At 64.7% G+C, this 23,703-nt stretch carries 19 protein-coding genes; 13 read left to right on the forward strand and 6 right to left on the reverse strand.

The features are described 5' to 3' along the window. Positions 1 to 49: 49 nt before the first annotated feature. The 3 genes from recO to acpS are packed head-to-tail and all read left to right on the forward strand — an operon-like array spanning position 50 to position 1,959. Complete coding sequence (gene recO, locus HNO52_RS08080) at positions 50 to 751, forward strand: DNA repair protein RecO (RefSeq protein ID WP_197568635.1); 702 nt, start codon at positions 50 to 52, stop codon at positions 749 to 751. Between the two features lie 33 nt (positions 752 to 784). Next, positions 785 to 1,579: a pyridoxine 5'-phosphate synthase gene (gene pdxJ, locus HNO52_RS08085; RefSeq protein ID WP_197568636.1), complete on the forward strand. Its 795-nt coding sequence runs from the start codon at positions 785 to 787 to the stop codon at positions 1,577 to 1,579. Continuing rightward, positions 1,576 to 1,959 (forward strand): holo-ACP synthase, encoded by a 384-nt coding sequence (gene acpS / locus HNO52_RS08090; RefSeq protein WP_197568637.1) that lies wholly within the window; start codon positions 1,576 to 1,578, stop codon positions 1,957 to 1,959. The genes pdxJ and acpS overlap by 4 nt, the downstream gene beginning before the upstream one ends. On the opposite strand, the gene HNO52_RS08095 is transcribed toward acpS, so the two are convergent. Beyond that, entirely contained in the window at positions 1,893 to 4,601 is a 2,709-nt protein-coding gene (locus HNO52_RS08095; protein ID WP_232090645.1) for an ATP-binding protein, read from the reverse strand. The two genes, acpS and HNO52_RS08095, sit on opposite strands and share 67 nt — an antisense overlap. A gap of 134 nt (positions 4,602 to 4,735) precedes the next feature. Here HNO52_RS08095 and cysM point away from each other — a divergent pair, with 134 nt between their 5' ends. From cysM to ppc, 5 genes are read left to right on the forward strand one after another with little or no spacing between them, the layout of a single operon-like run. Continuing rightward, positions 4,736 to 5,632 (forward strand): cysteine synthase CysM, encoded by an 897-nt coding sequence (gene cysM, locus HNO52_RS08100; RefSeq protein WP_197568639.1) that lies wholly within the window; start codon positions 4,736 to 4,738, stop codon positions 5,630 to 5,632. A gap of 1 nt (position 5,633) precedes the next feature. Next, the gene (locus tag HNO52_RS08105; protein WP_197568640.1) at positions 5,634 to 7,052 is read left to right on the forward strand and encodes a TRAM domain-containing protein; all 1,419 of its coding nucleotides are present in this window, start codon (positions 5,634 to 5,636) and stop codon (positions 7,050 to 7,052) included. Between the two features lie 4 nt (positions 7,053 to 7,056). Further along, positions 7,057 to 9,333, forward strand: a complete 2,277-nt coding sequence (gene relA, locus HNO52_RS08110; protein WP_197568641.1) for a GTP diphosphokinase — start codon at positions 7,057 to 7,059, stop codon at positions 9,331 to 9,333. Then, positions 9,330 to 10,226, forward strand: coding sequence for a nucleoside triphosphate pyrophosphohydrolase (mazG, locus tag HNO52_RS08115; RefSeq protein WP_197568642.1), 897 nt, complete (start codon positions 9,330 to 9,332; stop codon positions 10,224 to 10,226). Before relA ends, mazG begins: the two co-directional genes overlap by 4 nt. Continuing rightward, positions 10,223 to 12,871 (forward strand): phosphoenolpyruvate carboxylase, encoded by a 2,649-nt coding sequence (ppc, locus tag HNO52_RS08120; RefSeq protein WP_197568643.1) that lies wholly within the window; start codon positions 10,223 to 10,225, stop codon positions 12,869 to 12,871. Before mazG ends, ppc begins: the two co-directional genes overlap by 4 nt. A 97-nt stretch (positions 12,872 to 12,968) precedes the next feature. Here ppc and HNO52_RS08125 read toward each other — a convergent pair whose 3' ends face one another. From HNO52_RS08125 to HNO52_RS08140, 4 genes are all read right to left on the reverse strand, one after another. After that, positions 12,969 to 13,628, reverse strand: coding sequence for a peroxiredoxin (locus HNO52_RS08125; protein ID WP_197568644.1), 660 nt, complete (start codon positions 13,626 to 13,628; stop codon positions 12,969 to 12,971). A 120-nt stretch (positions 13,629 to 13,748) separates the two neighbouring features. Continuing rightward, positions 13,749 to 14,393, reverse strand: a complete 645-nt coding sequence (locus HNO52_RS08130; protein WP_232090647.1) for a hypothetical protein — start codon at positions 14,391 to 14,393, stop codon at positions 13,749 to 13,751. A gap of 171 nt (positions 14,394 to 14,564) precedes the next feature. Beyond that, on the reverse strand, positions 14,565 to 15,470 hold the full coding sequence (locus HNO52_RS08135) for a ketopantoate reductase family protein (RefSeq protein ID WP_197568646.1): 906 nt from the start codon (positions 15,468 to 15,470) through the stop codon (positions 14,565 to 14,567). Positions 15,471 to 15,537: 67 nt separating this feature from the next. Then, positions 15,538 to 17,469 carry a DNA topoisomerase III gene (locus HNO52_RS08140; protein ID WP_197569145.1) on the reverse strand — a complete coding sequence of 644 codons (1,932 nt, stop codon included), beginning with the start codon at positions 17,467 to 17,469 and terminating at the stop codon, positions 15,538 to 15,540. A gap of 130 nt (positions 17,470 to 17,599) precedes the next feature. Between HNO52_RS08140 and HNO52_RS08145 the strand changes: the two genes are divergently transcribed. Together HNO52_RS08145 and HNO52_RS08150 are read left to right on the forward strand one after the other, a co-directional pair. Beyond that, positions 17,600 to 18,844, forward strand: coding sequence for an ABC1 kinase family protein (locus HNO52_RS08145; protein WP_197569146.1), 1,245 nt, complete (start codon positions 17,600 to 17,602; stop codon positions 18,842 to 18,844). 88 nt (positions 18,845 to 18,932) lie between these two features. Further along, on the forward strand, positions 18,933 to 20,750 hold the full coding sequence (locus tag HNO52_RS08150; protein WP_197568647.1) for an SEC-C domain-containing protein: 1,818 nt from the start codon (positions 18,933 to 18,935) through the stop codon (positions 20,748 to 20,750). A gap of 9 nt (positions 20,751 to 20,759) precedes the next feature. On the opposite strand, the gene HNO52_RS08155 is transcribed toward HNO52_RS08150, so the two are convergent. Then, positions 20,760 to 22,127 carry an AmpG family muropeptide MFS transporter gene (locus HNO52_RS08155; RefSeq protein ID WP_197568648.1) on the reverse strand — a complete coding sequence of 456 codons (1,368 nt, stop codon included), beginning with the start codon at positions 22,125 to 22,127 and terminating at the stop codon, positions 20,760 to 20,762. Positions 22,128 to 22,304: 177 nt separating this feature from the next. On the opposite strand from HNO52_RS08155, the gene rfaH reads away from it, so the two are divergent. From rfaH to ccoM, 3 genes are all read left to right on the forward strand, one after another. After that, on the forward strand, positions 22,305 to 22,847 hold the full coding sequence (gene rfaH / locus HNO52_RS08160; protein WP_197568649.1) for a transcription/translation regulatory transformer protein RfaH: 543 nt from the start codon (positions 22,305 to 22,307) through the stop codon (positions 22,845 to 22,847). Positions 22,848 to 22,891: 44 nt separating this feature from the next. Further along, a complete protein-coding gene (locus tag HNO52_RS08165; RefSeq protein ID WP_197568650.1) occupies positions 22,892 to 23,398 on the forward strand; it encodes an FKBP-type peptidyl-prolyl cis-trans isomerase in 507 nt (168 codons plus the stop codon). A gap of 156 nt (positions 23,399 to 23,554) precedes the next feature. Next, entirely contained in the window at positions 23,555 to 23,671 is a 117-nt protein-coding gene (gene ccoM, locus HNO52_RS21320) for a cytochrome c oxidase subunit CcoM (protein WP_276571223.1), read from the forward strand. Positions 23,672 to 23,703: the final 32 nt, after the last annotated feature.

Here is a 23,703-nt window from a genome sequence, read left to right on the forward strand (position 1 = left end):
TGCCTGGCCTTCGCTCGGCTAGGTTTGAATGTATTCCAGGCTCCCGCTAATGCAGCCGCAACCGGCCTTTCTTCTCCACAAGCGCCCCTACCGTGAAACCAGCGCGCTGGTCGAGCTGCTGACTCTCGAGCATGGCCGCGTGCGTGCGGTGGCTCAGGGCGTGCAGCGCCCTGGCTCGCGCTCGCGTGGGCGGCTACAACCCTTCTCACCGCTGCACGTGACTTGGGTGGGGGAAGGCGAGCTCAAGCGGCTGCGCCTGATGGAGAGCCGCGGTTCGGCGGCGCTGCTGGCGGGCGAGGGGTTGTTGTGCGGGCTCTATGCCAATGAATTGCTGACGCGAACGCTGCCGGTGGAACTGCCAGCGGCGGAAGTGTTCGCCTACTACACGGCCCTGCTCGAGGCGCTGCCGCGTCCCGATGGTCGTGCCGTGGCGCTGCGGCGCCTGGAGTTCGCTCTGCTTGATGCGCTGGATGCCGCGCCGCGCTATACCACGCCGGAGGGCGGCGAGCTCGATCCCGCGTGTCGCTATCGCTTCGATACCGCCTCGCGTGCCTTCGTGCCAGGGGAGCGCGGCCTTGACGGGCGTACCTTGCGTCTGCTGGCCGGCGGCGATTGGGCAGCACCCGGCCTGGCCGGCCCGGCCAAAGCGATTGCGCGGGCGGCGCTTGCCCCCTTGCTCGGCACGCGCCCGCTGCGTTCGCGCGAACTGATGCGCCAGCTTGCCGAGCGACGCCGTTCCCCCTCAAACTGATTGCATCATCCCGACCCGAAGCTGGAGTTCCTCATGTATCCCCCGCGCATTCTGCTTGGTGTCAATATCGACCACATTGCCACGTTGCGTCAGGCACGTGGCACGCGCTACCCCGATCCGGTCCAGGCGGCGGCGCTGGCCGAGGAAGCCGGCGCCGACGGCATTACCGTGCACCTGCGCGAGGACCGCCGGCATATTCAGGAGCGTGACGTGCGCATCCTCGCCGAGGTGCTCAATACGCGCATGAATCTGGAGATGGCGGTCACCGAGGAGATGCAGGTGCTGGCCGAGGAGATCCGACCGGCGCATATATGTCTGGTACCGGAGAAGCGCGAGGAACTGACCACCGAAGGGGGCCTGGACGTAGTTGGCGGTTTCGATACGATCGCTGCTGCCTGTCGTCGCCTGGCGGCTGTAGGCTGCGAAGTGTCGCTGTTCATCGACCCCGAACCTAGCCAGATCGAGGCGGCCAAGCGCGCCGGGGCGCCGGTGATCGAGCTGCATACCGGAGCCTATGCCGAGTGCACGGGGCAGGCGGCCCGTGAGGAACATGCGCGGCTGACGGCGGCAACGGAGATGGCGCTTGAGCTGGGGCTCACGGTCAATGCCGGGCATGGCCTGCATTATCACAACGTCGAGGCGATCGCGGCGATCCCGGGCCTGCATGAACTCAATATTGGCCATGCCATCATGGCGCGAGCGCTGTTCGTCGGGCTCAAGGAGGCAGTGGCCGAGATGAAGCGGCTGCTGATAGCCGGCCAGGAGGCGGGTTTCATCGCCTCGCTGGAGGAGCACGACCACGATCACGATCATCACGAGCACGAATGATCATCGGCGTCGGCACCGACATCGCTCGGGTGGCACGCTTCGAGGCCGCCATGGCGCGCCATGGGGAGCGCTTCTCGGTGCGTGTGCTCGGTGAGCTTGAGCGTGAGCACTGGGCGCTGCGCGTCAACAAGGCAGCCTTTCTCGCCAAGCGGTTTGCTGCCAAGGAGGCTTTCGTCAAGGCGCTGGGTACCGGGTTGCGCCATGGCATGCGCTGGGCGGAGATTCAGGTGGCCAACGATGCCTTGGGCCGCCCGTCCTTGATGCTTTCGGGACGGGCGCATGAACTGGCTGCTGCGGCGGGTGTCAGATCCATTCACCTGTCCTTGAGCGACGAGGCCGAGCTGGCGCTGGCGATGGTGGTGCTGGAAGGCTTGTCCTGAGGCCCGACGTGCCACTCGCGTAGCCGCTGGATGGCTTGGAGCAGGTCTTCGATCAGCGTATCGACGTCGGTCATCCCGCGCGAGCGCAGCCGGGTTTCCAACGTTTCTGCTACCAGGGCGAGTGCGGGTGCGCCGCAGTAACGGCAGGCCCCATTGAGCGCGTGTACGACATCCAGTAGCGTTTCCGGGTCCCCGGTGGCGTGAGCAGCCTGCAGTTCGCTCACGGTTTTCGGCAGGGAAGCGACGAGTTCGTCCAGCAGTTCACGGGCCAGGTTTTCGTTGCCGTTGGCCAGGCGGGTGCCCAGCTCCATGTCGACTACTGCCAGGTCGCTTGCAACGTCAGTATCACGCGGCGTGGGCAAGGCCGCTGCGGGAGAGGACGACACCGGGCCGAGGTGGCGATGCAGGACGGCCTCCAGGCGGTTGGAGTCCACCGGCTTGACCAGTATTTCCTGCATGCCTGAAGCCTGCAGCCGCTCGCGCTCACTATCGTGAGCATGCGCTGTCACCGCAATGACCGGGCAGCTCGACCAGTGCCCTCCCAGGCGGCGTAGAGCCTGAGTCGTCTCGACACCATCCATCCCCGGCATACGAATGTCCATCAGGACCAGTTGGAACGAGCGTCCTTCGGCCATCGCCAGAGCCTCTTCGCCACTGTCGGCTTCGATCAGTTCCAGGCCGGGTCGTTGCAACAGCTCCCGCAGCAGCCGGCGATTGATGGCGTTGTCATCGACGACCAGCACGCGAGCCTGGCGTTTTTCCACGACCTGATGACGGGGTTGCGCCGCTTTACAGCGACGCAGGGCATCCGCCAGTGCCTGGCGCGCTACCGGCTTGGACAGGATCTCGCAGCCGTTGGGCAGGTGCAGGTCCGGCATTTCCAGCGGTGCCGCATTGACCAATAGCAGCACGGGACAGGGGCTTGCCTGAAGTCTTGATCGCCACTCCTCCAGCAGGGCTTCGTTCAGGTCGGCGGGCAGAGCCGCAACCAGTAGCGAAGGATAAGGAGGTATCAGATCAGGTTGGCGGAGCTCCTCGACCTGGCCTCCCCAGAGCGACAGCGAGTGATTGAGCGCATGGCGTGTCGGGTCGTGAGGCTCGTAGAGGGCGACGCGTTCATTATCGAAAATGGCTTCGTGAACGGTCTCACTATTGTCGATAACATCCAGCGGCAGAGTGAAGGAGAAGGTCGAGCCCCGTGATGGTTCGCTCTCCACCGTGATCTGGCCACCCATCTGTTCGACCAGCTGCCGGCTGATGGCAAGGCCCAATCCGGAACCGCCGTAATGGCGAGAGTGACTGGCGGCGGCCTGACGAAAGGCCTGGAACAGGCTGTGCTGTTCCTGCGGCGTGAGGCCGATCCCGGTGTCGCTGATGCTGACGCGCAACAACGCGCGCCCCTGTGAGTTCTGCTCCTCGAGCATCACCCGGACGATGACTTCACCCTGCTCGGTGAATTTGAGCGCGTTGTGAATCAGGTTGGTCAAGACCTGGCGAATGCGCAGCGGATCTCCACGCAGCAGTGACGGCACGTCGTCGTAGACCAGGCCCAGTAGATGCAGCCCCTTCTGGTGAGCCAGCGGTGCCTGTTGGCTCAACGCTTCGTCGACCAGTGAAACCATCTCCAGCTCGGCACGATCCAGCTCGAGGCGGCCCGCCTCCATGCGCGAAAAGTCGAGTACATCATTGACCAGTGCCAGCAGGTTGTCGCAGGCGATTTGCACCTGGTCGAGCCACTCGCGCTGGCGTGGCTCGAGGCGCGAACGCCCCAGCAGGCGGCAGAAGCCGACGATGCCGTTGAGCGGAGTGCGAATTTCATGACTCATGCTGGCCAGGAATTCGGACTTGATTCGGTTGGCCTCCAGCGCTCTGCGGTGGGCCAGGTCGAGTTCGATGTTCTTGATCTCGATGGTTTCCATCGACTCTTCCAGATCGGTGGTGGTCTGCTCGATCTGGCGCTGCATGTTCTCGTGAGATTGATTGAGTTCTTCACCCAGCGCATTCACGTGCCGGGCCAGGCGCCGAAGCTCGGGGGCGCCCGCTTCGGGCAGGCGTGCTTCGAAATCGCCGCTACGCAGCCGCCGCAGTGCCTCGGCGGCATCGTCCAGGCTGGTATCCACGCGACGACCGAGGGCCGAAGCGATCACGAACAGCAGCAGGCCGAGAATCAGCAGGCCAAGACCCGTAGTGGCAAGACGCCGGTAGTAATCGAGGGTGAGTGGGCGGCTGTCGATATCGAGCTCCAGCCAAGCCCGGCTGGTCACGCTGCCTTCCAGTTCGGTAGGGGTGAGCGGCACCATCAGACGCCAAAGGTCGCTGCTGGTGTCGAGATGCTTTTCGAGCGGTGGCGACGTCGCGACCTGGGCGCGGTTACGGCCCAGCTCCAGCTGGATCATGCCGCTGTCGGAATAGATCCCCACGCCACGTGCCTCGTCGATATCGAGCAGGCGTCTGGCCATGCTGTCCAGACGTGACTGCTCGGCCTCGATGACGGCCTGGGCCATTTCCGGTGCTTGCTGTTCGGCAGCAGTGACGACGCGGTCAAGTAGGGCAGACTTGCGCCATTCGGTATCCAGGTGCAGCACGAAAACCGCCACGAGCAGCAGCACCAATAGGGGGAGACACAATATCCACAGTGTCATGCGATTTCCGAGCGACATCGGTATTCCTTGGTCACGGCCTCTGTTCCCAGTATGCCACATTGTTGGGGCATGCCTGTCCAGTGGGTGACGGCACGGATATACTACCGAAAAGACGTTAGCCTAAGGATGCTTACATGCAGTTTCCCACCATCGAGGATATCGTCGGCCATACGCCGTTGATTCGGCTGAAGCGCATTACGGCGGGTCGCAACAACACCCTGCTGGCCAAGCTGGAAGGCAACAATCCTGCCGGGTCGGTAAAGGATCGGCCCGCACTTTCGATGCTCGAGCAGGCCGAAGCCAGAGGCGACATTGTGCCCGGCGACACCCTGATCGAAGCGACGTCGGGCAACACCGGAATCGCGCTGGCCATGGCCGCGACGATCAAGGGGTACCGCCTGATCCTGACCATGCCCGAGAGCGCCTCCAGCGAGCGCAAGCAGGCCATGGCAGCCTATGGTGCCAAGCTGATCACGGTCAGCAAGGAGGGCGGTATGGAAGAGGCGCGCGACCTGGCCGAGGCGATGATCGCCCGCGGCGAGGGCAAGCCGCTCAACCAATTCGCCAATCCCGACAATCCCTTGGCGCACTATCGTGGTACTGGCCCCGAGCTGTGGGAGCAGACCGAGGGCACGATCACGCATTTCGTCAGTTCCATGGGAACCACTGGAACGATCATGGGGGTTTCACGCTATCTCAAGGAGCGCAATCCCCAGGTCCAGATCGTCGGCTTGCAACCGGAAGACGGTGCCAGCATTGCCGGTATTCGGCGCTGGCCGAAGGAGTACTTGCCGAGCATTTTCGATGCCACACGTGTCGATCATGTGCTCGACATCGGTCAGTACGAAGCCGAGGAACACATGCGTCGCATGGCGCGTGAAGAAGGCATTCTCGCCGGAGTCTCGTCCGGGGGCGCCCTGGCCGGTGCGCTGCGCATCGCCGAACAGGTCGAAGACGCAGTGATCGTTTTCATCGTCTGCGATCGCGGTGATCGCTATCTCTCTACCGGGCTGTTCGCCCCGGAGGCATGAGGTGGCAATGCTTGGCAAGCGACGTCCGGTGCGCCAGCGCTCCGGCGTCTCGGGACTGCAGCGGCGTTCGGGCGAAGCCCCTCCTGCAGCGACACCGGCCGCGGATGCGGCTACGCTCATCGAGCGGCTGGCCCACGATGGACGTGGCGTAGCACATGCCGCCAGTGGCAAGACCCTGTTCGTCGAAGGGGCGCTGCCGGGCGAGCGCGTCGAGGCGGCCGTTCATCGCACGCGCAAGCGCTACGACGAGGCGCATGTCCGCGAACTGCTCGAGTCATCGGCGGAGCGGGCCGAACCGCCCTGCGCTCATTATGGCCAGTGTGGCGGCTGCGACCTGCAGCACCTCGCCGTCGAGGCTCAGCGTGAGCACAAGCGCGCTGTACTTGCCGACTTGTTGGCACGGGAGGGCATCGAGCTCGCCGAGCCTCCCGAACTGCTGGTCGGGGATCCACTCGGCTACCGGCGTCGCGCCCGGCTGGGGGTCAAGGTGGATGCCGAGGGTGGCGTGCATCTTGGCTTCCGTGCGCGCCACGCCAGCCGCCTGGTCGATATACAGAGTTGCGAGGTGCTGCAAGACAAGCTCTCGGTGCTGATCGGACCGCTGCGGGAACTATTGGCCGAGCTCGAGGCCCCGCGTCTGGTGGGGCACCTGGAGCTGATCGCCACCGAGTCCACTCGCGTATTGGTGGTTCGTCAGCTGCGCGCCAATCGCGCCGACCGACAGCGCTGGTGCGCGTTCGGCGAAAGCCATGGCGTAGCCGTGGCACACCTGCTGGGACGCGAGCAGCCGGCCCAGGAGTGGTTGGGCGAGGCCCCCACGCTTGGTTATCGGTTGCCGGGGGGCAAGCAAGAGTTGCACCTCGACTTTGCTCCCGGCGATTTCGTGCAGGTCAACGAGCAGGTCAATCGTGAGCTGGTGGCCACGGTGCGGCAATGGCTAGCGCCGATTGCCAGTCACCGCGTGCTGGACCTGTTCGCCGGCATCGGCAACTTCGGCCTGCCGCTAGCGGCTGATGGAGCCAAGGTCACGGCGGCGGAAGGCAACCCTGCCATGGTGATTCGTCTCCAGCAGAATGCGAGCAGCAATGAACTCGATATCGAGGCCCTTCAGCTCGACCTCAACGACCAAGCGGCCGTGACGGGACTCCTGGCGCGTCTTTCGCCCGAGGCGGTAGTGCTGGACCCGCCCCGTGACGGTGCCGATGCGGTATGTCGTGCGCTGATCGAACGCCCCGTGTCGCGGCTGGTCTACATTGCCTGTGACCCTGCCACGCTGGCGCGCGATGCGGCACGACTCGTGCATGGTGGTTATCGCATCACACGGGTGGCGGTGGCCGACATGTTCGTGCACACCTCGCATCTGGAGTCCCTGCTGTTGCTCGAACACGGTGCAACGCAGCCGTCATCGCAAGGAGCCTAGAGAGATGGTGAAAGTTCGCGACGATCAGCCACTGACAGACAATGGTGACGTCGACATCGGTCACTGGCTGGAGCGCCTTCAGGAAGACGTCAAGCTGCGCGATCCCGGTGAAATGAACGAGGCCTGTGAACAGGCCAGGCGCCTCGCGCAGGAAGCCGACCGCCCTCACAAGGCCTGGCTGCCTCGGGACACGACTTACCGCATGGGTCTGGAGATGGCGGATATCCTCGCCCAGCTCAAGCTTGACCAGCCGGCCCTCGAAGCAGCGGTGCTCTATCGCGCCGTGCGCGAAGGGTTGATATCGGTCGATGCCGTGGCACGGCGCTTCGGCAGAGAAGTGGCGCACCTGATCGAGGGTGTGCTGCAGATGGCGGCCATCAGCAACGCCCAGGTTCCTAGCCAGGGGCTGGTCCAGCACGACCAGCAGGACAACCTGCGCAAGATGCTGGTGACCATGATCGACGACGTGCGCGTGGCGCTGATCAAGATCGCCGAGCGCACCTGCGCACTGCGTCAGGTCAAGGACGCCCCCCGAGAGAAGCGCTTGCAGGTCGCCCGCGAGGTGTTCGACATCTATGCGCCGCTGGCTCACCGTCTGGGCATCGGCCAGGTCAAGTGGGAGCTCGAGGATCTCTCTTTCCGCTACCTGCACGAGGACGACTACAAGACGATCGCGCGCCAATTGGCCGAGAAGCGCCTGGACCGCGACCGTTACATCCACGATGTGGTGGACGTGCTCAAGGGCATGCTCGAGACACAGGGCATCACCCAGTACGAGGTCAACGGGCGCGCCAAGCACATCTATTCGATCTGGCGCAAAATGAAGCGCAAGCGCATCGACTTCTCCCAGGTCAACGACGTGCGCGCGGTGCGTATCCTGGTGCCGGAGGTGACCGACTGCTACACCGTGCTGGGGCTGGTTCATTCGCGCTGGCACCACGTGCCCAACGAGTTTGACGACTACATCGCCAACCCCAAGAAGAACGGTTACCAGTCGTTGCACACTGCCGTGCTGGGGCCGGAAAACAAGGTCCTCGAGATCCAGATCCGCACCTTCGCCATGCATGACGAGGCCGAACTCGGCGTCTGCGCCCATTGGCGCTACAAGGGGCACGATACCGGCGGCAAGAGTTCCAGTTACGAGGAGAAGATCGCCTGGTTGCGCCAAGTGCTCGAATGGCAGGACGAGGTAGGTGATTTCAGCGACCTGCGCGAAGGGCTCTCGAGTGACGTGGCCCCGGACCGCATCTACGTGTTCACGCCGGACGGCCACGTCATCGATCTGCCGCGCATCGCCACGCCGATCGATTTCGCCTACCGCGTGCATACCGAAGTCGGCCATCGCTGCCGCGGGGCCAAGGTCGACGGTCGCATCGTGCCGCTCACTTACAAGCTCAGGACGGGCCAGCAGGTCGAGATTCTCACCGCAAGCAAGGGTGGGCCCAGCCGCGACTGGCTCAACCCCAGCCTTGGCTACGTGCGCACCTCGCGGGCGCGCGCCAAGATTCAGTCGTGGTTCAAGCACCAAGCTCGCGAGCAGAACGTGGAAGAGGGCAAGGCGCTGTTCGACCGCGAGATGAAGCGCCTGGACGTGGAGGACATGGACCTCGATACACTGGCGCACAAGGTCAACTACCAGGGCCCCGAAGACATGTACGCCGCGCTGGGGGCGGGCGATCTGCGTATTGGCCAGGTGCTGCACCAGGCTCAGCAGCTGTTCGGCGAGACCGACGACCAGGAGCAGCTCGATCGCCTGCTGGCCAAGCCGCGGCGCGACCAGGGCCGGGGCACTACCAGCGATATTACCGTGCTGGGCGTGGGCAATCTCAAGACCAGCATGGCCAACTGTTGCCATCCGGTGCCTGGCGAGCCGATCGTCGGTTTCATCACTCAGGGGCGTGGCGTCACCGTGCATCGCCAGGATTGTCCCAATATTCTGCAGCTGCGTATCGATGAGCCGCAGCGGGTGATCGAGGTGGAGTGGGGCCAGCGTGCCCGCACCCAGTATCCGGTGGAGGTCGAAATCCAGGCCTGGGATCGCTCCGGCCTGCTGCGCGACGTGACGGGTATCCTGAGCAATGAGAAGGTCAACGTCCTGTCGGTGAATACACTGACCGATACCAGTGACGGCATCGCCCGGATGCGCATCACCGTAGAGGTCGATGGTCTGGAGACGCTGGGCAGGCTCTTTTCACGCATCCAGCAGCTGTCCAACGTGATCGAGGTACAGCGCCTGCGTACCGGTGCCAAGGGGATGAAGCATAAGGGGAGCAGTACATGAGCGAGACCCGACACGGCATCGATGACCTGCTGACGCTGATGGCCGTGCTGCGCGATCCTGAGCAGGGCTGCCCATGGGATATCGAGCAGAGCTGGAACAGCATCGTACCGCATACCCTGGAAGAGGCCTACGAGGTGGCCGATGTCATCGAACGGCGTGCCTGGGACGAACTGCCCGGAGAGCTCGGCGACCTGCTGTTCCAGGTGATCTACTACAGCCAGTTCGCCCGCGAGGAAGAGCGTTTCGACTTTTATGACGTGGTGCACACGCTGACCGACAAGATGGTGCGTCGCCATCCGCATGTGTTTCCCGATGGTACCCTGGCGTCGCGCCGCCCGCCCGGCGTCAGTGCCGAGCAGGTCGAGACTCTTCAGGTCCACAGTCGCTGGGAGTCGCTCAAGGCCGAAGAACGCGCCGGGCGCAGCGAAGAGCCGCTGGGCGCTTCGGTGCTCGACGACGTCCCTCGCACTCTGCCGGCGCTGTCGCGTGCCGCCAAGCTCTCCAAGCGAGCCGCCCGGGTGGGCTTCGACTGGCCCGACGCCACGGGTGTGATCGCCAAGATTCGCGAGGAGCTCGACGAGGTCGAGCAGGCCCTGGCCGAGGGTGATCGCATGCATGCCGCCGAAGAAGTGGGTGACCTGCTGTTCGCCGTGACCAACCTGGCGCGCACCCTCAAGGCCGATCCCGAACGATGCCTGCGCGACACCAATGCCAAGTTCGAGCGGCGCTTCCGCCATGTCGAGGCGGCCCTGGCCGAAGGCGGCATGACCACCCGCGACGTCGATCTGGCCACCATGGAGCGGCATTGGCAAGAGGCCAAGCGGCTCGAGAGTCCGGTTTCCGAAACGTCAGTTGAACATTCCGAATCGTCTTCAGGAGGAGATCGGCCATGAGCGGCGATCTGCACGAATCCCTACGCGACAACGTACGTATCCTCGGCGACAGCCTGGGCCGCACCATCGCCGATGATCTGGGCCAAGGCTTCGTCGATCGCATCGAGACCATCCGTGGGCTGGCCAAGAGCGGCCGGCAGGGGGACGGACAGAGCAGCCGCGAGCTGATCGAGTACTTGCGCAAGCTGCCCGATCGCGACCTGCTACCGGTGACCCGTGCTTTCAACCAATTCCTCAACCTCGCCAACATTGCCGAGCAGCACTATCGGGCACGCTTTCGCCGCGTCGAGGACTACAAGCCCGGCTCGCAGCCGGTACTCTCCGAGCTGCTGCAGCGTGCTCGCAATGCCGGTCATGCACCGCGCAAGCTGGTCGAGAGTCTGGCCAGCATGCGCGTCGAGCTGGTGCTGACCGCTCACCCCACCGAGGTCATCCGGCGTACTCTGATTCAAAAGTACGATGCCATCGACGAGTGCCTCACCGTCATCGAATCTTCGCTGGACTATCCCGAGCGGGCCAGCCGTGCCCGTGGGCGCTTAGAGGAACTGATCAGCCAGGCCTGGCATACCGACGAGATTCGCCACGAGCGCCCCACGCCGGTGGACGAAGCGAAGTGGGGCTTCGCGGTGATCGAGAACTCACTGTGGCAAGCGGTGCCGGCCTTCCATCGTGACCTCGACAGCCTGCTGCTGGAGTCCGCCGGTGAACGCTTGCCGCTGGACGCCGCGCCGCTCGTGTTCGCCTCGTGGATGGGGGGCGACCGGGATGGCAACCCCAACGTCACCTCGCGGGTGACCCGAGAAGTCCTGCTGCTGGGGCGCTGGATGGCGGCCGATCTCTATTTGCGCGACCTGGAGCAGCTCAAGGCCGAGCTCTCGATGTGGAAGTGCAACAGTGCCCTGCGGGCCGAAGTCGGCAACGTTGCCGAGCCCTACCGCGAGCTTCTCAAGCGCCTGCTGCAGCGGGTCGAGGCGACACGCGACTGGGCCAAGGCCCAACTGGACGGGCGTACCTATGAAGGTGGCCCGATCATCGAGAGCAGCGACCAGCTCTACGCACCGCTGCTGACCTGCTACCGTTCGCTGTGCGACGTCGGCCTCGACACCATCGCCAACGGTGCGTTGCTCGATACCCTGCGCCGGGTCGCGGTATTCGGCGTGACCCTGACCAAGCTCGACATCCGCCAGGAGGCGAGCCGCCATGCCATGGTCATGGAGGAGCTCACCGATGCGCTAGGGCTTGGCCACTACCGCGACTGGAGCGAGGAGCAGCGGCAGGCCTTTCTGCTCGCCGAACTCGAGTCTCGCCGGCCACTGATTCCGCGGCGTTGGGAATGTTCGGCCGAGACCCGCGAGGTGCTCGACACCTTCATGGTCATCGCCAGCGAACAGTCCGAGGCGCTTGGGACCTACATCATCTCCATGGCCGCTCAGCCCTCCGACGTACTCACGGTCGCGCTGCTGATGAAAGAAGTGGGAGGTGTCGTCTCGCTACCCATCGCCCCGCTGTTCGAGACCCTCGACGATCTCAATCGCGCCGGCGACGTGATCGACCGGTTGCTGGCATTACCGGGTTACCGAGCGCTGGTCGACGAGCGCCAGGAAGTGATGATCGGCTACTCCGATTCGGCCAAGGATGCCGGCCAGTTGGCGGCAGCCTGGGCCCAGTATCGTGCCCAGGAGCGCCTGGTGGAGGTGTGCCGCAGTCACGCTGTGGACCTGACCCTGTTCCATGGCCGCGGTGGAGCGGTGGGCCGCGGCGGCGGCCCGGCCTATGCGGCCATTCTGTCACAGCCGCCAGGTTCGGTGAACGGCAGCCTGCGCGTGACTGAGCAGGGCGAAATGATACGCTTCAAGTTCGGTCAGCCCGACATTGCCCTGCGTTCGATGGAAATTTACGCCTGCGCGGTGCTGGAGGCGAGTCTGCTGCCGCCGCCGGCGCCAGAACCCCGCTGGCGCGAGGAGATGGATCGCCTGGCCGGCATTGCTCACGGCGCCTATGTCGGAGTGGTGCGCGAGAATGCCGATTTCGTACCTTACTTCCGTGCCGTGACGCCCGAGGGTGTGTTGGGGCATCTGCCGCTAGGTTCGCGCCCGACCAAGCGACGCCAGGATGGTGGCGTCGAGACGCTGCGCGCGATTCCGTGGATCTTCGCCTGGACCCAGATCCGCCTGATGCTGCCGGCCTGGCTTGGCAGCGGAGAAGCATTTTCCACGCGCATGGAAGAAGAGGGCGGCCTCGAGGTGCTGCGCGAGATGCGCGACCGCTGGCCCTTCTTCGGCACCTACCTGGACATGCTCGAGATGCTGTTGGCCAAGGGTGACGTTGGCATCGCCTCTTACTATGAGCAGCGCCTGGTCGACGAGCCCGCCCTCAAGGAGCTTGGCACCCAGCTGCGCCAGCGCTTCACCAAGCTGCAGTCGGTCTTGCTGGAGATTCTCGACCAGCCGCAGTTGCTGGAGCAGACGCCGTTGATCCGCCAGGCCATCGAGGTGCGCAACCCATACATCGACCCGCTGCACGGGTTGCAGGCCGAACTGCTGCAGCGTAATCGCGACGCCGACGGGGCCATTAGCGGGGAGCTTTCGCGCGCCTTGATGGTGACGATGGCGGGGATCGCCGCAGGCCTGCGCAACACGGGCTAAGAATGTACCGCGTTCGCCAAACTGGGAAGGTGGCCTCAAGAGAATCGCCCCGGCCTTGGCCGGGGCGATTCATGTCTGGCGGCAACGCAGGCGAGCCTTACTGAGGCTGTTTGACCGTGCGCAGGTAGGGCTTGAGCGTAGTGAAGCCCTCCGGGTATTTTTTCTTCGCCTCCTCGTCGCTGACCGCCGGGGGGATAATTACGTCTTCGCCCGGGCGCCAGTTCACCGGCGTGGCAACGGTGTGCTTGGCATTGAGCTGGATCGAGTCGAGCAAACGCAAGACCTCGTTGAAATCACGGCCTGAGGTCATGGGGTAGACCAGCATTGCCTTGACCTTCTTGTCCGGGCCGATGATGAACACCGAGCGTACCGTGGCGTTTTCAGTCGGGGTGCGGCCCTCGGCGCTGCCGGTCTCCTCGGCTGGCAGCATGTCGTAGAGCTTGGCGACCTCGAGGTTGTCGTCGCCGATCATCGGATAGTTGGGCGCCGTGCCCTGGGTTTCCTCGATGTCCTTGGACCAGGCGGCGTGATTGTCCACCGGGTCCACCGAAAGGCCGATGATCTTTGTGTTGCGCTTGTCGAACTCCGGCTTGAGCTTTGCCATGTAGCCCAGCTCGGTGGTGCACACCGGAGTGAAATCCTTAGGATGCGAGAAGAGAATGCACCAGCCGTCACCGATCCATTCATGAAAGTTCACGGTGCCTTGGGTAGTTTGCGCAGTGAAATCGGGCGCGATATCGCCGATTCTAAGACTCATCGTGGTGACTCCAGGATCATGAGTTCATGTGAAGGCCGCATGATGTCATGCAGCGCTGCTTGAATATAGAACATGCTTGAACGAGACGCTTCGCCGAGAGCAAAGTCTCGCTCGCTCACGTCAAAATGCGAAGTGGAGCGAAGCCGTGATCAGGTTCAGGTGGGCCATGCTGGGGGCATTGATTTCCTCGAACTCCAGCCGGCTCACCAGTCGGTTATGCTGTAGCCGTGCACCTAAACCCTGAATGCGGGCGGTGCCGGTCGTCGCCATGTATTGCGGCTCACTTGGAGAGACCGGGTCGCCCTCCCATTCGGCGAAGCCCGACTTGGCATAGAAACCGAGTTGACCCATGCGCACCCCGGCCACCAGGCTTCCGCCCAGCGTGGTGGTATTGACCAGCAGCGCCTGATCGGAATAACGGGTCGGAACCTCATCGCTCTCGCGATAGGTGAATTCGGCACCGAGGTCGAGCTGGGGTAAGTTCACCGGCGAGAAGCCCGCCGTCAAGCGGAAGCCGGAGGTATAACCGTCGATCGTCTCGAGGTCACCGCCTTCCAGCACGACGCCATTATCGAGGTACATCAAGTCACTTGTCCTGCTGGCGTAGGAGGGCCTGCTCAAGGTAGAGAAAGTCAAGGAAGCCAACAGGGCGCGTGAGGCCTCGGTATAGGCGGCAGGCTCGTTGTGCAGGGGCATGTTCGCGCCGGGAGACGCACTCGTCTCTGCCATGGCCACGTGTGGCAGCAGCATCAGGCCGGCAGCCATGCTGATGGCACCTCTGAAACACGCTCTCATTTTCCCTGACCCATTCCCTGTGCGATGCAGTTCAGCTTCGCCTATTGGAATCGAGTTAAAGCGAAATATGCGCCTAGCTCGGGCGTACGAAGCCAACTACAAGAGCTTAGCAGCCGGTTAGCGTGACCGCCAGGCTGCTCCTCAACGCTGGGAATGTGCATCTCGCGCCAGGAAATCGTCGAGTTCACTCAGGTTGGGGGTGGCGATCCCATGCCGTAGGGCGGCGGACAGCAGGGGCTGAAGAATGGCCTCGCGTTCGGTGGGTCTCCCGGCCATTACGTCCTGCAGCATGGAGGCGCGGTTGTTGGCGGTTGCAGCGATTACCTGCCATACCAGGGCATGCCAGCCCAATGCAGGGGTTACGACGCCTTCGGCGGTCATGATCTTGGCGACTTCGTCGATGATACGTTCCACCATGGGGCGGAACGGGCGGTCGCGCAGTTGGCCATTGCGGATGCGAAAGCGGGCCACCAGCGGATTGATGGCAGCGTTCACCGCCAGCTTGTGCCACAGACGGGTCCCGATGTCGTCGACTGCTTTGGCGGCCAGCCCCGCCTGGCCGAATAGTGCGGCCAGCTCGCGGCAGAGCGGCGCATGGCGATGGGCGAGGTCGCCGATATACGTGATGCCGCGACCGGCATGGGTCACCCCTTCATCGCCATGGACCCAGGCGCCTTCAGTGGTCGAGGCGCACAGCACCGGACCCGGATGGCGGCGGTCGAGCTCGGGCTGTACCTGGTAGCCGTTCTGCCACAGCACCAGCGTCGGCGTGCCGGGCAGCCGGGCCATGGCAGCGGCGTAGGCGGCTTCGGTGGCATAGGCCTTGGTGGTCAGGTGCAGGAAGGCGGGCGTCTCGGGCGGCAGCCGGTCGACTTCGAGCGCGGCAAGCTGGCGTGAGCGGCACGTGCCTTCCGGTGTGGTCAGGGTCTGCCCGGCAGGCAACGTGCGGCGGCCGGCCAGCGTCACCGGCACGACATCAGCCAGGTACATGGCCAGCAGCCGGCCCAGGGCGCCGGGGCCGACGATCAGGTGGGGAAAGTCGTTCATGGTCTGCCTTGGTCATCGGACAGAGTCAGCATACCGATGCCGGGTGGCCTGATGCCAGCTCGCTGGATCATGCCTTCGAGCGCGGTTTGCGTCGGGTCCGCCCCGTAGCGCTGCGGCCGCGTCGGCTCTTGCCACTCGCCCCGTGTCGTCTCGATGCGGCTGCGGCGGCCTCGCCCTGGGCTGTGGCCATGGCCTGGCGCAGGTGATTCGCGTCGGCGCTGCCCAGCAGGCCATGCAAGTCTTCGATTAGCGAGGCAAGGAAGGGGGCTGGATCGTCGTCACGCTCGGCGATGGCCGTCAGCCTCTGTTCCCAGAGGGCCGTACGCTCCGGGCGGGACGCGGCCTCGGGCAACGAGGCGATGAGGCCTGTGCCCAGCCGAGTCGCACGCAGCGTCTTCTTCTGACGCACCAGGAAGCCGCGCTCGATCAGCGTCTCGATGATGCCGGCGCGGGTCGCCTCGGTACCCAGGCCATCATGCTCACGCAGGGTGCGCCTGACTTCGGGGTCGTCGACGTAGCGGGCGATATTCATCATCGCTTTGATCAAGCTGGCGTCGTTGAAGGGTTCCGGAGGGCGTGTCTCACGATCCTCGACCTCACAGGCCATCACGCGGCAGCCTTCACCCTCAGTGAGAGGAGGCAGCGGCGGAGCCTCGTCTCGGGTGGTGAACAGCGGCTTCCAGCCCGGCTGGAGCACCTCCTGGCCGCTGGCGCGAAAACGCTCGCCTAGAAGGGTGAATTCCGCCTTCACTTCACGCACGATCAATGGGGAATAGAATTGGGCCAGCACGTTGCGTGCTATCAGACGGAAAACGTCGGCTTCGGCACGCTCCAGGCGCTCGAGTTCGGCCGGCTTGCCGGTGGGGGCGAGCGCATGGTGAGCGCCCACCTTCTTGTCGTCCCAGGCCTTGGAGCGCAGGGCGAAATCTGCCCCGGCGAGCCAACCGCGTAGGGTCTCGTCCTGGCTGCAGGCGCTTGCCAGGGTGGCGCGCGCCTGGGCCAGATGCTCCTCGGGCAGGTAGCGACAATCCGAACGCGGGTAGGTGATCAGCTTGTGGCGTTCATAGAGGCGTTGGCATATGTCCAGTACGGCCTGGGCCGAAAGCCCGAAGCGCCGCGCAGCGTCTACCTGTAATGCCGAAAGCGAATAGGGCAGCGGGGCGGATTGACGCTTCTGGCGGGACTCGAGCGAGGTCAGCTTACCCTCGGCGCCGGGCAGTTGCGCTGCCAGCGCTTCGGCCGGAGCACGTTCGAGCAGACGGCCCTGGTCGTCGAGGCGGTGGTGCTCGACCGGTTGCCACCAGGCGCGCAGCTGCCCGCCGGTAACCGCCAGATCGGCCCACAGCACGTAAAAGGGGTAGGGTCGGAAGTCGCGGATCTCTGCGTCGCGGCGCACTACCAGCCCGAGTACCGGGGTCTGCACCCGGCCCACCGAGAGAACGCCGTCATGCCCGGCCTGGCGACCGGTCAGGGTCCAGGCGCGGGTCAGGTTGATGCCGTACAGCCAGTCGGCACGCGAGCGCGACTCGGCGGCACGGTAGAGCGGCAGGTAGTGGGCGTTGTCCTCCAGCCGCGCCAGGGCCCGCTGTATCGCGGGCCGGTTGAGGTCGCTGACCAGCAGACGCGCCACGGGCCCCTTCCAGCCCAGGTACTCGATGACTTCCTGCACCAGCAGTTGCCCTTCGCGATCGGGGTCGCCGGCATGCACCACTTCCCCGGCTTGCTTGAGCAGCTTGCGAATAACGGCGAGTTGCCCTTTGGCCTTGGGCCGCGGGCTGAGTTGCCAGCGTGTCGGCAGGATCGGCAAGTGATCCAGCCGCCACTGCTTGAACGCGGGGTCGTAAGCGTCGGGAGGTGCCTGCTCCAGCAGATGGCCCAGGCACCAGGTCACCACGGTTTCACCGGCGTGAAGGGCACCGTCTTCACGGCGTGCCCCGCCCGGCAGGGCCTCGGCGATGGCGCGGGCCAGGCTGGGTTTTTCGGCGATGATCAGGCGCATGTCACCTTTCCGCTGCAGTCGGTTCATTTATGGATATTCTTACAGTAATCGATGAACATGGCCAGGGTCCGAAAGCGCGACGAGCTGTACAATGCCGAGACGGAAAAACGACAGAGGGGAGAGCGCTACCATGCGGGAGCGGGGAAGGACGCGACGGCTGTTGGGTCTCGGGGCGCGTACCGGCGGCACCCTGCTGCGCAGCCGGCTCGGTGGCGAGGCCGACTGGCGCGCGCTGGGTGAGGCGCTTTTCGAAGGGCTTTCCGAGCTGAAGGGGCCGGCCATGAAGTTGGCCCAGATCATGGCCCAATGGGACGACTTGCTGCCGCCGGATCTTGCCGACGAGCTGGCGCGCCTGCAGCGTCAGGCCGAGCCCATGCCATGGGAAAGCATACGCCGCACCCTGGTCGAGCAGTACGGCGAGCTGGACGTCCACTTTCGCGAGATCGAACCCAGGCCCTTCGCCAGTGCCTCCATGGGGCAGGTGCATCGTGCGGTGACCCAGGATGGCGAGACGCTGGTGCTCAAGGTGCAGTACCCGGGCCTGGCCGAAGTGCTGGAGAGCGACCTGGCCCAGCTTCGGCGCATCATGCGCCTCGGCCGTTGGCTCAAGGTATCCCGGGCGCGCCTGGACGCGTTGTTCGAGGAACTCGCCGCCAGCCTGCGCAGCGAACTCGATTATCACGCCGAGGCCCTCGCATTGGCGCGCTATCGGCAACGCTATGCTCATATGGAAGGCCTGCTGTTTCCCGAGCCATTACCCGAGCTCTCCGGCCCCCGTGTACTGGCCATGCGCTATGTGGCAGGCACGCCGCTGCGCGAGCTGGAAGAGGAGGACGCCGCCGTGCGGCAGCGTGTCGCCACGACCCTGGCCGACTGGCTCACCGAGGAGCTCTTCACCTATGGTGAGCTGCATGCCGATCCGCACGCCGGCAACTTTGCCGTCGATGCCGAGGGCCGGCTGGTGATCTACGACCTGGGTGCGGTGGTCGAGGTGCCGGAAACGCATCTGAAGGCAACGATGCAACTGCTCGATGCCACCCTGGCGGCCGACCCTATGGCCATGGACGACGCTCTGCGCCGACTGGGCGGCCGCCAGGGGAAGGGAGCACCGTTGGCGCTCTATCGCGAATCCGCCGAGGCAGTGGCGCCGCTGTTCGAGCCTGGGCCGCAGGACTTCTCCGATGTACGGGTGCATCGTCGCCTGCGCGACCTTACCCCCAAGGTGTGGGCCGCCATGGACCGCCTGCAGCCGCCAGCGGACGTGTTGCTGCTGTCGCGCACGCTGAACGGGCACTACTGGAACCTGGTACGCCTGGGGGCTCGCCTCGACATGCATGCCCGCACCCGTCCACTGCTGGCCTGGGCGCGACGATGAGCCCCAGCAGCGATGCCTGGCTTGTGTGCAGCATCGAACCACGCTTCCCTGTTACTATATGCGCCTTTTTGAACTGGCGGAGAGAGTGATGCTGGCAGTATGGGTGGAACAGCTGCTGGGCTATGCTTCGGGTGCCTTGGCAGCCATCCGTGAGGAGGAGCGCTATCCGGCTTTCATGGCCTGGGCGCGTGAGGAGGGTGCCGTGCTGATGGGCGGCGACCTGGCGATGGCCCAGGCGCTCGCACCCATCCTGTGGAGCCAGACCCCGCTCGAACGCGCCGGCTTCACCTGCGAGCCTTTGGCACGCCCAGGCCGCAACGAGCCCTGCTGGTGCGACTCCGGGCGCAAGACCAAACATTGCTGCGGGGCGGTCTCGATGCCTGCCGAAGTGCCCGACCACCTGATGTGGATGCTCTCGCTGCGCGACTGGAAGGGACCGACGCTCAAGGCCGCCCTGGAGAGCGGCAACGCCCCCGCCCAGGCCCTGCTCGAGGCTGGGCTCATCGCCGCCGAAACGGGCCAGCGTGGGCGTGCCCAACAGATCCTGGAATCGCTGTTCCAGCGGGCCGACTGGTCGCGCCTTCCGGCCCAGGCCGAGCCTGCCTTCGAACTGCTGATCGACCTCTACCAGGAGCGCGGCTTCATCCGCAAGCGCGCCGAACTGCTCGACGAAGTGCTCGATCGCGGCCCGCTGTTCCTGCGCGGCGTGGCCCTGGAGCGGCTGTGCCTGATGCACCTGGACAATGACGACCTGGATAGCGCCCGTTCCGCCTTCGTGAGAGCCCAGCAGGCCCTGCCCGATTCGCCGACCCTGGCTTATATCGAAGCCATGCTGCTGCTGCACGAGGGGCACGAAGAGGAAGCTGCCGAGCGTGCGCGCTTCTGGTTCCGGCGCCTGGCCCGCAAGGGCGAGCTGGAGCCCGACCAGCTGCAGTTCCTGGCCGACCTGGCGGAGAATCCCGGTGCTACCCTGGCCGATCAGTTGCTCAACGCCGAAGAGGACCTGGCGGAGCCGCTAGCCGCCTTGCAGGAGTTGCTGTCGGAACTGCCCACTGCGCGCGGTCTGGACGTGCGCCGGACCACCGCAGGGGAGCTTGAATATCACAGCAGTGCCCGGGAGGACACCTTGTTCGCCGCCTGGCAGAAGGTCTTCCAGGTGGAAGTGGATGACGAAAGCGCGCTGGGTCTCAAGGGCGATCCCTGGGTTCAGGCCGGCGACTGGCTGCGCGAGATCTGCGCCCACCCCGAATGGCTCGATTCGCCGCGGGTAGTGGAGTCGCTGACCCTGGCCCTGACCAGCCGCTTCGGCAGCCTGCCGTGGATGTCGCCGAGCCTGTTCGAGCCCTTGGCCGATCGGCTGGAGCGCTGGCTCGAGCGGGTCCGCGAAGAGGGCGTGGGCTCCTTCCTGTGGGATAGCGCCGACAATGCCGTGCTGCTGCGTACCGGTCTGGCGCTCGTGGTCGGCATGGAGCGGGGCGCCCGTGAGCGCTCCCGGCGCCTGGCCGAGCGCTTGCTGTCGCTCGATGACCAGGACAGCCTGGGCCTGCAGGAGCTGGTGCTCGACCAACTGCTGCGAGAAGGGCGCAACCGCGACGCTTTGGCCGTGACCGAGACCCGGCGCGACGATACCCCTGTGCTGGGGCTTCTCATGGGCCGGGCGCTAGCGCTGTTTCGGCTCGAGCGCATCGACGAGGCCAACGAGGCGCTGCGCGAAGTGCGCCACCACAATCCACATGCGTTGCCCATGCTCTGCGCTGAGCAGACCCGCCCGGTGCAGTTGGGCCCGGATAGCGTCGCCGAGCCTGGCACTCGCGCCGAGGCGTGGCAATATCGCACCCTGATGCGCGACCAGTGGCGTGCTACGCCGGGCGCCCTGGCTTGGCTGCAGGAGACGCTTGACGACTGAGCGTCCTGGTCAGGCCGCGCGAGGAGTGGGTGTGGGTACCAGCTCCTTGTCGCGGCTGATCCAGATAGCCAGCGCGATGGCAGGCAGTCCCAGGGCCGTAGAGATAAGGAAGAAAGTGGCGTAACCCTGAGCCTCCACCACCAGCCCGCCGAAGCCGCTCAGGAACTTGCCCGGCAGCGTCATTAGCGACGAGAACAGGGCGTACTGGGTCGCGGTGTAGGCGCGCGAGGTCAAGCTCGACAGGAAGGCAATGAATACCGCACTGGCCAGGCCGTTGGCCAGGTTGTCTCCAACGATGGCCATCACCAGCATCGGCAGGCTCTGGCCAGCCAGCGCCAGGGCGGCGAACAGCAGGTTGGTCAGGGTAGCCGCTGTCGCACCCAGTATAAGGATCGGGCCGATACCGTAGCGGGCCACCAGCAGCCCGCCCAGAATGCCGCCACCGATGCTCATGGCGATGCCGAACACGTTGGTGACGTTGGCAATGGTTTCCAGCGAAAAGCCCATGTCGATGTAGAGGGGGTTGGCCATCGAGGCCATGGCCAGGTCGCTGATGCGAAACACGGCCACGAACACCAGCAGCCACAGCGCCTTGAGCCGGTGTCGAGTAATGAAATCGGTGAAGGGGCAGACCACCGCGCCGATCAGCCAGGCGCCCATGCGACGCAACAGGCGCGGCTTGCCACGGCTGGCACGGATGAAGGCTCGCACACGGGGCTCATGGATCAACTGCGTGGTCAGCGACAGGCGCTTGGGTTCCGGGCGCAACAGGACCGTGATTACGCCAACACCGACCAATAGCGCCATGCTCAGGTAGGCGGCCTGCCAGGAGAGCCAGGAGGCGACGTAAAGGGCGCCGGCTCCGGCAGCCAGCAGCCCGCCGCGATAGCCGATGATATAGGTCGAGGCCATGGCCGCCTGCATGTCATCCGGCGCCGACTCGATGCGGAAGGCGTCGATGGCGATGTCCTGGGTAGCCGAGCCGAAGGCCACCAGCAGAGCGAAAGCGGCCACTAGCGTCAGGTTCTGCTGTGGTTCGAGATTTGCCAGGCCCACCAGGCCGCCGATGATCATGGCCTGGGCCACCAGCATCCAGCTACGTCGCTGGCCCAGGACGCGCGTCAGCAGCGGCAGGGCCAGGCGATCCACCACCGGCGCCCAGAAGAACTTGATCGAATAGAGCATGCCGATCCAGGCGAAGAAGCCGATGGCCGCGACCTGGACACCATCGCTGCGCAGCCAGGCAGAGAGGGTCGAGAATACCAGTAGGAACGGCAAGCCGGCCGAAAACCCCAGGAACAGCATGGTGATCACGGGAGCCCGAAGATAGATGGCCAAAGCGGCTCCCCAACTGCGCTGAGCGGTAGGGATGGTCATGCGTGACGAAACTCCTTGATTTACAGTGGCCGGGGGGCGGCCCGCCGCCGGCAACAGTGTTAGAATGGCCCACCGCACGGCGGAGGTGGGCGGCCCAGGAGGCCCTATGTTCCGGCCGCTCGATTGTTGCAGAGCCCCGGCACCGTTGCCAGCAGGATATCCCGGTAGGAGCCCTTCATGAGCCACAGCGAACGTCAGCCGATCGAAGACAAGAACGATAGCCTGCCGCGCTGGTACGTCGTTCAGTGCAAGGGCGGGGAGTCCTTCCGTGCCTCGGAGCATCTGGCCAACCAGGGTTACGAGCTGTTCCATCCCGTTCTGCAAGTGCAGAAGAAACGCGGTGGCAAGCTGGTATGGCTGGACGAGCCGCTTTTCCCCCATTACCTGTTCATCCGTCTCGACCGTATTGCCAGCAACTGGCGGCCGATCCGCTCGACTCGTGGCGTACTCCGGATCGTCACTTTCGGCGACCGCCCGCTGCCGGTCGACGACGAGCTGGTTGCGATGCTTCGAGAGCAGGGCGCGCAAGGACAAGAGAACGTCGCCAACGTTTATTTCCGCGCCGGCGAGAAGGTAGAGATCACCGAAGGGCCGTTCAAGGATCTGCAGGCGGTCTTTGCCAGTCACAAGGGCGACGAGCGTGCAATCGTGCTGCTCAACCTGCTCAATCGCCAGCAGCAACTGGAGATGCCCGTAGCGAATCTGCGCCCGCGGACGTGATTCCTCCTGGCGCCCGCCTCGCCAACCGACCAAAGGAGACCGCCATGAATATCGCTCCGCAGCGGGTCGTGACCCTGCACTATGTACTCAGCGACGAACAGGGCCAAGTGCTGGACGACTCGCGGGCACGCGCCAAACCACTCGAGTACCTGCATGGCCATGACAATATCATGGCCGGCCTTGAGCAATGCCTGACGGGCCAACAGCCCGGCGCGCGATTGAGCGTTACGCTGCCGCCCACAGAGGCCTATGGCGAGCGCAACGACAACCTGATCCAGGAGGTTGGCCGCGGCGCCTTCCCTCATGACGACCTGGCGCCCGGTATGCGCTTCCAGACCCCCGGCGACGACGGCCCTCAGATCGTCACGGTGCTAGAAGTGCGTGATGACTCGGTAGTGATAGACACCAACCACCCTCTGGCCGGGCATACCCTGAGCTATGCGCTGGAAGTGCTCGACGTGCGCGAGGCGAGTCGCGCCGAACTGGCCAAGGGGCATCCGCTTCCTGCGGGTGTCGAGCCGTCCCAGGTCGAGGATCGCAAGGCTCCCTGACCTCTCAACACTCGAATTGCCTCGAAAAACTGACCTGCATCAATCCGCTGCGCGGCACTCGTCGCGGCCGAGGCGAAATTTGATGCAGGTCAGTTTTCTATGCGCTTCAACCGGCTAGAGTGAACCCATCACATCAGGTGACGGGGAGAAACCACCATGTACTGGGATGATGCAGTAGTTTTCGGGCTGGTAACCGTCGCAATGATGGTCGCTTTCATGGCAGGTTGGATCGGCTTCGTGATTCGCGATCATCGTCGCAAGCGCAAGCACTGAACCAGTCTGTAGCAAGTCGTCAGGGGAGGGGG

The sequence above is a fragment of the Halomonas sp. MCCC 1A13316 genome, from assembly GCF_014931605.1.
Lineage (GTDB): Bacteria > Pseudomonadota > Gammaproteobacteria > Pseudomonadales > Halomonadaceae > Halomonas.

Excerpts from the sequence above, each read along its gene's own strand:
- ccoM (WP_276571223.1), top strand. The coding sequence starts at position 23,555 with ATGTACTGGGATGATGCAGTAGTTTTCGGGCTGGTAACCGTCGCAATG.
- ppc (WP_197568643.1), top strand. The coding sequence starts at position 10,223 with ATGAGCGGCGATCTGCACGAATCCCTACGCGACAACGTACGTATCCTC.
- cysM (WP_197568639.1), top strand. The coding sequence starts at position 4,736 with ATGCAGTTTCCCACCATCGAGGATATCGTCGGCCATACGCCGTTGATT.
- acpS (WP_197568637.1), top strand. The coding sequence starts at position 1,576 with ATGATCATCGGCGTCGGCACCGACATCGCTCGGGTGGCACGCTTCGAG.
- pdxJ (WP_197568636.1), top strand. The coding sequence starts at position 785 with ATGTATCCCCCGCGCATTCTGCTTGGTGTCAATATCGACCACATTGCC.
- HNO52_RS08150 (WP_197568647.1), top strand. The coding sequence starts at position 18,933 with ATGCTGGCAGTATGGGTGGAACAGCTGCTGGGCTATGCTTCGGGTGCC.
- HNO52_RS08135 (WP_197568646.1), bottom strand. The coding sequence starts at position 15,470 with ATGAACGACTTTCCCCACCTGATCGTCGGCCCCGGCGCCCTGGGCCGG.
- HNO52_RS08155 (WP_197568648.1), bottom strand. The coding sequence starts at position 22,127 with ATGACCATCCCTACCGCTCAGCGCAGTTGGGGAGCCGCTTTGGCCATC.
- HNO52_RS08145 (WP_197569146.1), top strand. The coding sequence starts at position 17,600 with ATGCGGGAGCGGGGAAGGACGCGACGGCTGTTGGGTCTCGGGGCGCGT.
- recO (WP_197568635.1), top strand. The coding sequence starts at position 50 with ATGCAGCCGCAACCGGCCTTTCTTCTCCACAAGCGCCCCTACCGTGAA.
- relA (WP_197568641.1), top strand. The coding sequence starts at position 7,057 with ATGGTGAAAGTTCGCGACGATCAGCCACTGACAGACAATGGTGACGTC.
- HNO52_RS08140 (WP_197569145.1), bottom strand. The coding sequence starts at position 17,469 with ATGCGCCTGATCATCGCCGAAAAACCCAGCCTGGCCCGCGCCATCGCC.
- HNO52_RS08130 (WP_232090647.1), bottom strand. The coding sequence starts at position 14,393 with ATGGCTGCCGGCCTGATGCTGCTGCCACACGTGGCCATGGCAGAGACG.
- HNO52_RS08095 (WP_232090645.1), bottom strand. The coding sequence starts at position 4,601 with ATGACACTGTGGATATTGTGTCTCCCCCTATTGGTGCTGCTGCTCGTG.
- rfaH (WP_197568649.1), top strand. The coding sequence starts at position 22,305 with ATGAGCCACAGCGAACGTCAGCCGATCGAAGACAAGAACGATAGCCTG.
- HNO52_RS08165 (WP_197568650.1), top strand. The coding sequence starts at position 22,892 with ATGAATATCGCTCCGCAGCGGGTCGTGACCCTGCACTATGTACTCAGC.
- mazG (WP_197568642.1), top strand. The coding sequence starts at position 9,330 with ATGAGCGAGACCCGACACGGCATCGATGACCTGCTGACGCTGATGGCC.
- HNO52_RS08125 (WP_197568644.1), bottom strand. The coding sequence starts at position 13,628 with ATGAGTCTTAGAATCGGCGATATCGCGCCCGATTTCACTGCGCAAACT.